This is a genomic window from Thermogutta sp., assembly GCF_014359955.1.
GTDB lineage: Bacteria > Planctomycetota > Planctomycetia > Pirellulales > Thermoguttaceae > Thermogutta.
The window spans coordinates 1-10,790 of record NZ_JACIYL010000062.1 but is presented as its reverse complement, the minus strand read 5'-3'; the positions used below and the strand labels follow the sequence as shown (position 1 = coordinate 10,790).

Below are 10,790 nucleotides of genomic sequence, written 5' to 3'. Positions count from 1 at the left end.
CGGACCGCTTGCGGGCAATGGTCGAAGCCCTCAAAGATCCAACACCTGAACCTATCGAAGCGGGCGACATCGTCGAGGCGATGACGCGTTTTCTGGAAGGCGACAGGACAACCGCGTCGTCTCTGTCCAAACACGTCGAACAGGCCCTCGATCACGCCGTGCAGGGAGTGCAACAGGTTCTCACCGAGGAGGGATCGGCACCCCAGGAAAGGCCTCATTCGTCGGCCGTGCCGAAAGAATTTCTGGACCGCGCTACTACAGAATTCCAGCAGGTGACCGACGAGGCCGATCTGAATTCGAAATATCTCGCCCTTTTCATCGACGAGCTGGAACAGGGTCTGGACTCGTTGAGCGAGACGCTGGTGGCCGTGGAAGGTGGGGGAACCCGCGAAGAATTGGAGAGCCTTCTCTGCACCGCCCACCGGATCAAAGGAGCGGCAGCTTCGGTCGGTTTTCATCGGGCGTCCAAACTGGCTCATCTGATGGAAGACGTCCTCCAGATGCTGCTCGATCAGGGCAGGCGACTTAATACCCCCGAGCTCAACGACTGGTTGCTGAAGGCCACCGACAGCCTCCGCGAATTCCTGGAGCAGCTTCGCCAGGGGACGGCTCCGACGGTCGATTTTGCACCGGTCGCCGCTGCACTGATCGCTCATCAGCAGGGGGTGGCGCAGGGAGCCAACGCACCGGAAAAGGAGGGTGAGCGTTTTCAGGGAGATGAAGGGCCCGGCACCTCCACAGAGTCCCATGGCGAGAAAGGTGCCTCGGATCAGTGGCCGCCGGCTCAGTTTCTGGAGAAGGCGCGTGAATTCGATCGCCCCGTCGTTCTGGGCCGTGTCGAACTCCAGCCCGGTTTACAGTTGAGTGGACTGAAAGGCCAACTGCTTCACGAGAAGCTCTGCCACATCGGCGAGGTATTGGAATACATTCCTCCTGTCGAGGAACTGGAAAATCGTGAGTCGCTTCCTGCCGTGGAGTTTATCGTCGCTACCGAGAAATCGCTCGAGGAAATAACCCGCGTGCTTCGCGTCGGCGGCGTGCGAGGCATCACGCTCCATCCTGTCACTCCAGAACAGCCTGCGGTTCCCGGATGTGCAGCGGCTCCTCGCGGCAAATCAGAGGAGGATGCCCGGGCCGGAGCAGCACAACCCGCAGAAAAGGCGAAACCGGGCGTACCAACCTCTTCATCCCGCCCCGATGAGCAGGGGAGCGCCAAGGCAAAAACCACGGAGCCGGCCAAGAGTGTGGAGACACTCCGCGTCGATATTGAGCGTCTCGATCAGCTCATGAATCTGGCCGGCCAGCTTGTGATCACTCGGGCAAGGCTCTCCGAGCTTTCGGAAAAGCTCAAACAGCGATTCCACAGTAATCGTGCCATTCAGATCCTCCGTGGGGTGAAAGATTCACTGGAACGGTCCGCTGCCTGGTCAGACGATGAGGGAGCATCGCGCCATGGAGGAAGTCTCAGTCGCGTTACCTGGAATCGATTGGAGAAAGAGCTGGAACTGCTCAGCCAGGAACTGGAAGCAGTCTCCGAAGCCCGCATCGTCGTCAACCAGCTCATGGAGGCCGTCCATCAGCTCGATCGTGTCACGGACGGGATTCAGCGGGCGGTGATGGAAACGCGGATGGTGCCCATTGGGCCGCTCTTCAATCGGTTCAAACGGGTGGTTCGCGACGTGACCCGCCTCAATGGCAAACAAATCCAGCTTGTGATTAATGGAGAAAAGACCGAACTCGACAAGCGGATGATCGACGAGCTGGGCGACCCGCTCATCCACTTGGTCCGCAATGCGGCCGACCACGGAATTGAACCGCCAGAGGTCCGGGAAAAGGTGGGCAAACCAGTGGTCGGAACGATCACGCTGAACGCGTTCCATCGCGGGAACTCCATCGTTATTGAAGTCAGCGACGATGGGAAGGGACTGGATGCCGATCGGATTCTCAAGAAAGCCCTGGATCGCAATCTCATCAGCCCTGCCCAGGCGGAGAAAATGTCCCGCGAAGAGATTTACCAACTCATTTTCCTCCCCGGCCTGAGCACCGCCGAGAAAGTCACGGAGGTGTCTGGACGTGGAATGGGCATGGACATCGTCAAAGCCAAGATCGAAGAGCTGAGCGGTGCCATCGAACTGACCAGTGAACCGGGCGTGGGAACGAAGGTGACCATCAAATTGCCACTCACCTTGGCGATTCTTCCCAGCCTCCTGGTGCGGATCGACGGCGACGTCTTCGCCATGCCCATCGAGGCAGTGCGTGAGATCGTAGCCGCCCGCAGAGAAAACCTCACCACCATCCACGGAATGAAAACCGCCCGCATCAGGGACCGCGTCATTTCGGTTATTGAGCTAGGAGAGGTGTTTACTTCGCACTGCTATGGCTCTTATTTCGAGGATGGTTCCCGGGAGGAAACAACCCTGGTTGTTTTGGGGGATGAAGAGCACGAAGTTGGGCTGGTCGTGGACGAGGTCCTCGGCGAAGAGGATGTCGTCATCAAATCGATCGCTGAAAACTATCGCAATATCCCGGGTATTGCCGGGGCAAGTATTTTGGGGAACGGTCGCGTGTCACTCATTTTGGACGTGGCCGCCCTTTTGAGCATGATCAGTCGTCGCAGCGCGGTGCATTCATGATGGAGAACACGGTTTCCAGGATGAAGGCAGGAACGACATCTGGAGCCAAAAGGCGTTTTTCGTGGCAAACACACTGAATCGTTAGAGGAGTGATCATGACCAGCACCATTGCTACCAACCGAGCAGAAATCTTCCGTCCTCTCTTTGCCGCGGCCACCCATGATGCGTCAGCCGCGATGTGTCGATGGACGGATGGATTGATCACCTTGACTCTCGACGAGGTGCGGGAAATCCCGCTCCATTCGGTGGCCAGCGAGCTCGGATTCGGCGATGACCTTCTCACCATGGTCATTCTGGGGGTTGAATCCGATCCGGGCACCGTGCTCATCCTCACCTTTGATGAGGAGAATGCAAGACAACTGGCCGCCACTTTGACCCGTCGCGTTCGCAACACCAGCCCCGAATGGGACGAGCTGGAGATTTCGGCGCTCACGGAGACGGGGAACATCCTGGGCTGTGCGTACATGAACGCGTTGACCCGCTTACTCGGTCGCGCGATCATCCCCAGCCCGCCGTATTTTGTACGGGATTATTTTGCCAGCGTCATTCAGCAGGCCCTGGTGGAGCAGGCTGCGGCCTCGGACGTGGCGCTTATTGGACGGACCGGTTTTCATCGCGAGGGAGAAGCCCTCAACTGGCACGTGCTTTTCGTGCCATCGCCTGAATTTCGTCGCATGCTGGAAAACGCCATTGCCGTCAAACCAAATAGTTGATCGGCAAAACCATTACCCATGCCAAACAGCGCTAACCGCCCATTGACATACTGGTAGGGAATAACCATGCACACTCTGGCAAACGCTGAAGCAACTTCCGTCAAAGGACAGGTGATCAACGTCGGGATGGGTCAGATCGCCACTGGTGATCGTTCCACACAATTCACTTCGGTCCTTGGATCATGTGTAGCCGTCGTCCTGTGGCATCCCCGGCTGAGCCTGGGGGCCATTGCGCACGTGGTGCTTCCCAAATCTCACGGTCAGAACGGCCAGCCAGGAAAATTTGCCGATACGGCGATTCCCACCATGCTCGAGCAACTGGCCAGGATGGGCTGCCCTAAGCCCGGTCTTGTTGCCAAAATCGCGGGGGGCGCCAACATGTTCCGCGTGGGTGGTCCCCTGCAAATCGGGGACGATAATATTGCGACCGTCCGCGAGATTTTGAAGACGGTGGGGATCCCCATCACTGCCGAAGATGTCGGAGGGACCCAGGGAAGAAAAATCACCTTCACCTGCAGCACCGGCGAATTGCGCATCGAGGTCGCCGGTCAGAAAGCGAAGGTGATCTGATCTGCGTCACCAAATCCCCGCCGTTAATGCGGGACTCCTCCGAAAATCGCTTGTCACGGCAGTTGGGGTGGCTCAATTTTGGGATATTCGCCGGAAAGGGCCTTCAGGAACTCCACGAGATCTTTTTGCTGCTCGGGAGTGATCTTGGCTTCTCGGACGGTGTCGAACTCTTCGGATCGGTGGGGATTATCAATCCCACCCGCCGCCATCACAGCGACCGCTTCCTCAAGCGTGGCGGCACTGCCGTCGTGGAAATACGGAGCCGTGTTGGCAACTTCGCGGAGGCTGGGAACGCGGAACTTGCCGAAGTCCTCGTCCTTGCCCGTGACAGCTTTGCGGCCTTCGTCGGGCTTTTCCTTGTTCATACCCACCCCTGCGTTGTAGAACTCATAGCTGCTGAACAGGGGTGGCGTGTGGCAGTCCGCGCAGCCGGATTCTTCAAACACCTTCAGCCCGCGCTTCTGCGCCTCGGTGAGGGCGTTTTCGTCACCTGCCCGATACCGGTCGTAGGGCGAATTGCCGCTCAGCACCGTGCGTTCAAAAGCGGCGATGGCCTTGGCGAAATTTTCCGGCGTGACACCCGTTCCGAATACTTTCTGGAAGAGCTCCTTGTACTGGGGAATCCCATCCAGTGATTGCACCATTCCCTCGATGGTATGGCCCATCTCGATGGGATTGGCCACTGGTCCCAGTGCCTGTTCTTCCAATGTCTTGGCTCGACCATCCCAAAATTGCGATGTTGCATAGGCGGCATTGATGACTGTGGGCGCATTGCGGGTGCCTACCTGGCCGTGGATCCCTTTGCTGGTCGGCGTGTGTTCCGCCCAGGCCATGTTCGGATCGTGGCACGTCGCGCAGGAGACTGAGCCATCCGCGCTGACACGTTTATCGAAGTAAAGCATCTTCCCCAGCTCGATCTTCTCCACGGTCATGGGATTGTCTTCCGGAATGGGGAGAGGAGGCAACCCCAGTGGCACTTTGACTTCATACGGAGTTCCCTGAGGAGCCGCGCGTTGGGCTCCGGCGGGCTGGGGATCAGCGGGTTTCTCAGCAGGCTGTGAAGAGGCCTCCCCTTTCGGTTTTTCAGCCGATTCCTGCTGTGCTGCCGGTTGGGCGGGCTGGCTTTCCGCGGCCGGAGGAGTCGTCTCCGGAGCAGGCATGGCCTCCTGTTGCGTCGGGGCTGGTGCTGGCTGCTGAGCCTCAGGCTTCGCTGCCTCCTCGGAGGGTGCCGCCTGGGACGGTTGCTCGGCCGGTTGTGCTTCACTCGGTTGAGCAGCCTGCTCAGTTGTTGACGGCGCTGCGGGCTGGGTCGCGCTCGGCGCAGCTTCAGCGGTCGCAGGACCGGTCGTATGCGCGGCCGGCTTTTGCCCGCGTTCAGTGGCGGGTTTGGGACAACCCGTCAGGAAAGCGACTGCGACCAAACACACAAGCCATCGGGACAGTGTCTTCTGGAGCATGGTCATCCTCCACTTGCCAGCCAGGATTGTCGTGAGACCACTGGGGAAATGGACGTTTCGTCCCAATTCCTTCCCCGAAGAACCTTTTTCACCTCTGCTGCCCGCCTTGTTACTCCCTTGAAAGCATGCCGCAATCCATGCGGAATTTCGTCAGTTAAAATTCTTCGCTCAGTTTAGCCGGTTCACAACTCGATGCAAGAGTGGGTCGGTGCCGTGATCAAGAATTTGACGTGGTGGGTACTTGACGTGCGCTGATTGGCTGGGCAGCGAAAGATGATCGGCGCTCGCCAGTACCGCTTATCTCGACAAAAATGATTGGTAGTGATGGGGTAGCGGCTTTGAGTCCCACTTTTGGAGATTGCTTTCTCAGCGCGAAAGAAAGCCGAAAAAATGCCTTACGAGAAGCGCGTGGATATACAGGACACGTTGTTTCTGGTCGGTCCGACCGCTTCAGGCAAAACTGCGGTGGGGATTTGTCTGGCCGAGCAACTCGGAGCGGAGATCATCTCCCTCGATTCGATGGCCGTGTACAGGGGGATGGATATTGGAACGGCCAAACCCACGCCGGCCGAACGCAGCCGCGTCCGCCACCACCTGATCGACATGATCGAGCCCAGGGAGGACTACAGCCTTGCCCGCTACCTTGACGATGTCGAACGGGCTCTCAGCGACATCCGGTCCCGGCAACGGAGTGCCCTGTTTGTTGGGGGAACTCCCCTCTATCTGAAGGCCTTACTGCGGGGCATGTTTGAAGGACCGGGTGCAGATTGGGAACTCCGCGAGCAACTGCGGCTCTTGGCCAGTGTTCATGGATCGCAGGCGCTTCACGCAAAATTGAGTTCTGTCGATCCGGAGGCCGCCCGCAGAATTCACCCCCATGACCTGCGGCGGATCATTCGGGCGCTGGAAGTTTATGAAAAGACCGGCCAGCCGCTCAGCCACTGGCAGCGACAGTTCGAACATCCGTCAGAAGTCGCAAAAGGCCGTGTGCTGGTCCTCGATTGGCCCCGGGATTTGCTTTATGAGCGGATCAACCGGCGGGTGGACCAGATGTTTGCCGAGGGACTCGTGGAGGAAGTGAAGGGCCTTCTCGCCCGGGGATGCCAGTTCAGCCATACCGCGCGACAAGCTCTGGGATACCGGGAAGTCCTCGAGTACCTCGAAGGCCAGCGCTCCTACGAGGAAACGGTGGAGCTCGTGAAAACCCGCACGCGTCAATTTGCCAAGCGGCAGCTCACATGGTTTCGGCATCTCGAGGAGTGTCGCTTTGTGCCGGTGAGCGAGCCATTTCGACCGGAAAAGGTGGCCGAGAGAATCCTCCGCGAATACTGGTCGGCCTACTCGGGGGGGTAAGCGGCGTTTCGTCGGACGGCGTCGCTTTCCGGCTTCCTGCGGCGGTGAACTGCCGTTGCAACGGCGAGGCAATTCCGCGATATTACAGCATAGGTTCTCCCACGAGTTGTGTCGAAAGCGCGAAAAAGAATGGCCCTCTCTGAAGACAATTCTCTTTCACTGTCCGACGAACAGCTTTTGGAAAACGCCCGAAAGGGCGACTTCGGCGCATTCGAGTCCCTGGTGAACCGGTACGAGCGCCGGATCTACGCCCTGGCCCGACGGATCGTGTCGCGTCCCCATGACGCCGAGGAGGTGGTTCAGCAGACGTTTCTCACACTGCTTGAGCACCTGGACGATTTTCGCGGAGATTCAGCCTTTTCCACATGGCTGCTGCGAATCGCCACCAATCACGCACTGGCGCTACTGCGACGGCAGGCGGTTCGGGCCACTCTCCCCCTGGAAGGCGGCTCCCACGCCGATGAAGAGAACGATCTTCCCTTACCGCAGGCGATCGCCGAGTGGCGGGAAAGTCCCGAGGAAATCCTTGCCCGAAAGGAAACCCGGGAATTGGTGGAAAACGCCCTTCAGTCTCTGGATGAAAAGTATCGTCTCGTTTTTATTCTGCGGGATATCGAGGGTCTTTCCACGGCCGAGACTGCCCGACTGCTCAATATCAGCGAAGCGAACGCGAAGATCCGATTGATGCGGGCACGATTGATGCTTCGCGAACAACTGACGCACCTGTTCGGGGATCTCCAAAAGACCTACGCTCACCATCACCACGACGAGGAGTTGGCCGACTCGGCGGGGTGATGGGAGTATTTCAAAGAAAATGATCTCGATCCCTGGTCAGTCTATGGGTATCTCGCTTCCCGCCGGATGGACCCACTTCAATCCGGCCTCTTTCTCAAGATTTTGGATCCACCGCTGATACATTGCTGCGAGATCGAACTGGACGACATCCATGTACGATCCCCGGGTATCCCGCATGAAGCGTTCAAAAAGCTGCTCCATCGGCGGCTGGAACTCCAGGACCCTGACCAGGTACGCGACGGTCCGGGGCTGGTTCCACGCCAGGCCCGCCTGACCAACATCCAGGGAGAAGACGGCCGCCATAAAATCGTTACCGGCATCTTTGACCACGTCTTTTTCCACAATAAGCCCGCTGGCGGGATCTTTGACACGGACTTTGATGGGACTGATCCGCGGCGGTAATTGGGTCAGTCGTACCACGTCAAACTCTCCGTAGGTGAGCCAGGTGAATGGTTCGGTTTCCACGGGCTCCGGCAGATCCACGGTCGGGTCTGCCTGTTTGGTCGCCTTATAGAACTCTACCAGGGATTGCCGTGCTGCATTGACTTTCTCGGCCAACGCCTGGACTTCCTTTTCGGCCAACTTCCGCGCCTCCTGCATCCGCCAGGTGTGGATGACCTGCTCGCGTACACCGGGCTCGTCCAGCGTTGGCACATGTTCTTTGACCTTTGCGGTGACCCACACCAGGTACTGATTATTGTCCTGGTCCACTGCCCGGAGGGTCAGGAACTCGGCCAGATCAAACACCGAACGCAGCACCGGATTGCCCGAAAGATCGAACGCCTTGCCGATGTCGCGGTCCGCCAGGTCCCAAATCGCGGCATCTTCCACGACGTAGTAGTCGAGTCCTTTTTCCTGGGCGAGCTTGCGGAGGTCGGGACGCGTCGGTGCGGGAGGCACCGGCTGTTGGGCCCTTTCCGCCTCCTCTTTGGCCGCCTCGTAATTGGCCAGGTCGCCCTGATATTGACGCATAATTTCCTCGAGTTCGTCGAGGACCGCCTTAATCCGTTCGCTGATGATCAATGAGCGAACCTGATCTTTGACCTCTTCAAAGGGACGGTATTTGGACTCCTCAGCAGCGGGTTGCTGGGACGGTGTTTGGGCCGGTGTGGCAGGGGGTTGTGTCTGGGATGCTGGCTGCGGTGGGGAAGCCGGTGCTTGGGGGGCAGCGGGCGGTGTTTCCGGCGGTTGCTCCTTGGAAGAATCGCCTGTCTGGGGCTTTTCCTCCGAGGAGGCAGCCGGCGCCGGTGATGGGGTCGGTGGTGCCTCGGATGCCGAGGCAGGCGTTTGTTCCGGCTTTGGGGGTTGCTCCTCGTTGCCCGGTGCCTTCTCCCCAGCCTTTTCTGCGGATTCTTCGAAAGCAGTGAAAAGCACTTTCACGCGGCTTTCCGCACGCGATCCCTCCGTGGGTTGGGGCTCGCTCGTTCCGGATGAGGGTTGCGTTTGCGGTTCCGACGTGCCCTGTTCGGCCTTCGGCTGAGATTGTTCGCCCGGTTGAGAGGGTGTTTCCTTGGGGGATGGTGCAGCCTGGGAAGTCGGCTGCTCGGAAGCGGGCGTCGATGCCGCAGGGGATTTCTCCGCCCCGGCTGCCGGGGTTTGCGTACCTTCAGGGGAAGCCTGCGGAGACCCGCCGGATGACGGATTCCCTGCCGGTTGGGAAGATTCGGAAGGTGGAGTTGTCTGGGAAGGCGGAGTCGCGTTGGTCTCTGTTGGGGGTGGCGCAGGGCGGAGGAACAGTTGGTCCTTTCGCTCTTCGTACACACGCCGCAGTTCCTCGTCGGGAATCTTCGTATTGAGGAGCCATTTCTGGAAATCGGCCTTCAGGTATTCGAGGGTTACCTTGTTGGGAACCTTAAAGCCGGGTTCGGGCGATTGGGGATTGGGCAGCCGGGTCTTGTATTCTTCGAAGAAACTCCGCACAGTGCGTTCGTCGGGCGTGGGTACCTGGTCGATGTATTTTTCCACAGGGAAAGCGCAGAGCTCGACGGAGGCCATTCTGTTCAACCGGAGGAAATAATCCCAGCGGGCACCAGGCGTTTCACCGGTTAGACCGGGTTGCAGACTCAACAGGTCCAGACCAGCAAGCTGCATATAGCGGAGGACCAGCAGTTCGTGCTCTAGACCTGCGAACAGAACGTTCTCGTCGATGTTCCGGGACCTCATCAGGTTGACCAGATCACTCTGCGACAGCGGCACGCCCGAAGCATCAATCAAGCCGCGGAGGAACGCATTGACACTCTGGTCGGTGATTTTCAGCCCCATTTGCCGGGCATACTGTGCGATGAGCCAGGACCGCACGAGATTCTCATCGGTGGGTTGATCAATGGTCATCAGGGCAAGGCGGACGCGAAAGCTGTTGCCCTTGAGCTCTTCGATCCGCTGCATGAGCGCTTCCAGGAAACGGCGAACCACAGCCCGTTCCCTGCGGAGAGAGGCCAGTTGTGCATCAGAAAGATCACCGAATTTGACAGTGGTTACGGCGATGCCTGCTGTGTGCCTCTGCTGGGTCTCCAGCCACTGGAGAAAGCTCGGAATGACCACGAAGCTGACCATCGACAGGAGAAAAAGTCCCACCAGCAGGAGTTTGGCGTTCTTCCGGAAGACTTTGAAAGGACTGGCCATATGACGCTGACTTTCCGTTGATTGGGTTGAGTACTCCGCTCGCGTCTCGACAATTCCCGGGCATTCCCGGCACCAGTTTCCGCGGTGGGGCCCGCCAAAAAGTCCGTCCCCGGCCCGCTGGCGACCGGTGCCTGCCGCCTCGTGACTCCGCCACTCGGTCCCTTAACTCTTCAAGGGATGACGAATACGATGAACAAACGGGCTGGGATAGCAGAAACGGGATTCCCTCACCGAAAACGCTCATTCTAAAGGGTGCAGGGATCGTTGAAAATGCCAACCCTGGTCCTGGAGAAGCAGGGCCGAGTGAAATCGCAGCTCCTCCCGGCCGCGGCGGTACCAGGCTGAACCGCGCCGGACCAACGGGAATTATGCGGAAACGGAAGAGGGCACCGGGCAATTTCCCGCCGAAAACGAAACTTCGCGCGTGGTTAACCCCGTCGGATGCCCGACCTTCCCCCTGTTCCCAAGTGCGTCGCCAGGTCCACCTCGCCACTCTGCCGCCATCTCAAACCAACGAAATTGCGAAAATCCGGCAGAGCCCTTGTATGCCGATAATGGGGCATATCCCCCCACCAACATACGATGATGCCGTGTCCACACGATCCGGCAACAGAGTCTGGCAAGCCGAAAAAGACGTTGATTTGAGC

8 protein-coding genes are annotated in these 10,790 nt (G+C 58.7%); 5 read left to right on the top strand and 3 right to left on the bottom strand.

Annotation, left to right across the window (positions count from 1 at the left end):
• The 3 genes from H5U08_RS03490 to H5U08_RS03480 form a co-directional block, all read left to right on the top strand.
• A partial coding sequence (locus H5U08_RS03490) for a chemotaxis protein CheA (RefSeq protein WP_297030172.1) occupies window positions 1-2,633 on the top strand: 2,633 nt, incomplete at its 5' end.
• 95 nt (window positions 2,634-2,728) lie between these two features.
• Window positions 2,729-3,346 carry a chemotaxis protein CheC gene (locus tag H5U08_RS03485; RefSeq protein ID WP_297030169.1) on the top strand — a complete coding sequence of 206 codons (618 nt, stop codon included), beginning with the start codon at window positions 2,729-2,731 and terminating at the stop codon, window positions 3,344-3,346.
• 66 nt (window positions 3,347-3,412) lie between these two features.
• Entirely contained in the window at window positions 3,413-3,916 is a 504-nt protein-coding gene (locus tag H5U08_RS03480) for a chemotaxis protein CheD (RefSeq protein ID WP_297030166.1), read from the top strand.
• A gap of 53 nt (window positions 3,917-3,969) precedes the next feature.
• Here the strand turns inward: H5U08_RS03480 and H5U08_RS03475 are convergent, their stop codons facing one another.
• Window positions 3,970-5,373, bottom strand: coding sequence for a cytochrome c peroxidase (locus tag H5U08_RS03475; RefSeq protein WP_297030164.1), 1,404 nt, complete (start codon window positions 5,371-5,373; stop codon window positions 3,970-3,972).
• A gap of 390 nt (window positions 5,374-5,763) precedes the next feature.
• Between H5U08_RS03475 and miaA the strand changes: the two genes are divergently transcribed.
• Window positions 5,764-6,726, top strand: a complete 963-nt coding sequence (gene miaA, locus H5U08_RS03470; RefSeq protein WP_297030162.1) for a tRNA (adenosine(37)-N6)-dimethylallyltransferase MiaA — start codon at window positions 5,764-5,766, stop codon at window positions 6,724-6,726.
• 129 nt (window positions 6,727-6,855) lie between these two features.
• Window positions 6,856-7,521 carry a sigma-70 family RNA polymerase sigma factor gene (locus tag H5U08_RS03465; RefSeq protein ID WP_297030159.1) on the top strand — a complete coding sequence of 222 codons (666 nt, stop codon included), beginning with the start codon at window positions 6,856-6,858 and terminating at the stop codon, window positions 7,519-7,521.
• A 36-nt stretch (window positions 7,522-7,557) separates the two neighbouring features.
• Here H5U08_RS03465 and H5U08_RS03460 read toward each other — a convergent pair whose 3' ends face one another.
• Together H5U08_RS03460 and H5U08_RS03455 are read right to left on the bottom strand one after the other, a co-directional pair.
• Entirely contained in the window at window positions 7,558-10,143 is a 2,586-nt protein-coding gene (locus H5U08_RS03460; protein WP_297030156.1) for a hypothetical protein, read from the bottom strand.
• A 428-nt stretch (window positions 10,144-10,571) separates the two neighbouring features.
• Window positions 10,572-10,790, bottom strand: a 219-nt coding sequence (locus tag H5U08_RS03455) for a hypothetical protein (protein ID WP_297030153.1), incomplete at its 5' end; no start/stop codon positions are given.

Bases quoted from the DNA above. Each gene is read 5' to 3' on its own strand.
- H5U08_RS03460 (WP_297030156.1), bottom strand. From the start codon at position 10,143: ATGGCCAGTCCTTTCAAAGTCTTCCGGAAGAACGCCAAACTCCTGCTG.
- H5U08_RS03465 (WP_297030159.1), top strand. From the start codon at position 6,856: ATGGCCCTCTCTGAAGACAATTCTCTTTCACTGTCCGACGAACAGCTT.
- H5U08_RS03485 (WP_297030169.1), top strand. From the start codon at position 2,729: ATGACCAGCACCATTGCTACCAACCGAGCAGAAATCTTCCGTCCTCTC.
- H5U08_RS03475 (WP_297030164.1), bottom strand. From the start codon at position 5,373: ATGCTCCAGAAGACACTGTCCCGATGGCTTGTGTGTTTGGTCGCAGTC.
- miaA (WP_297030162.1), top strand. From the start codon at position 5,764: ATGCCTTACGAGAAGCGCGTGGATATACAGGACACGTTGTTTCTGGTC.
- H5U08_RS03480 (WP_297030166.1), top strand. From the start codon at position 3,413: ATGCACACTCTGGCAAACGCTGAAGCAACTTCCGTCAAAGGACAGGTG.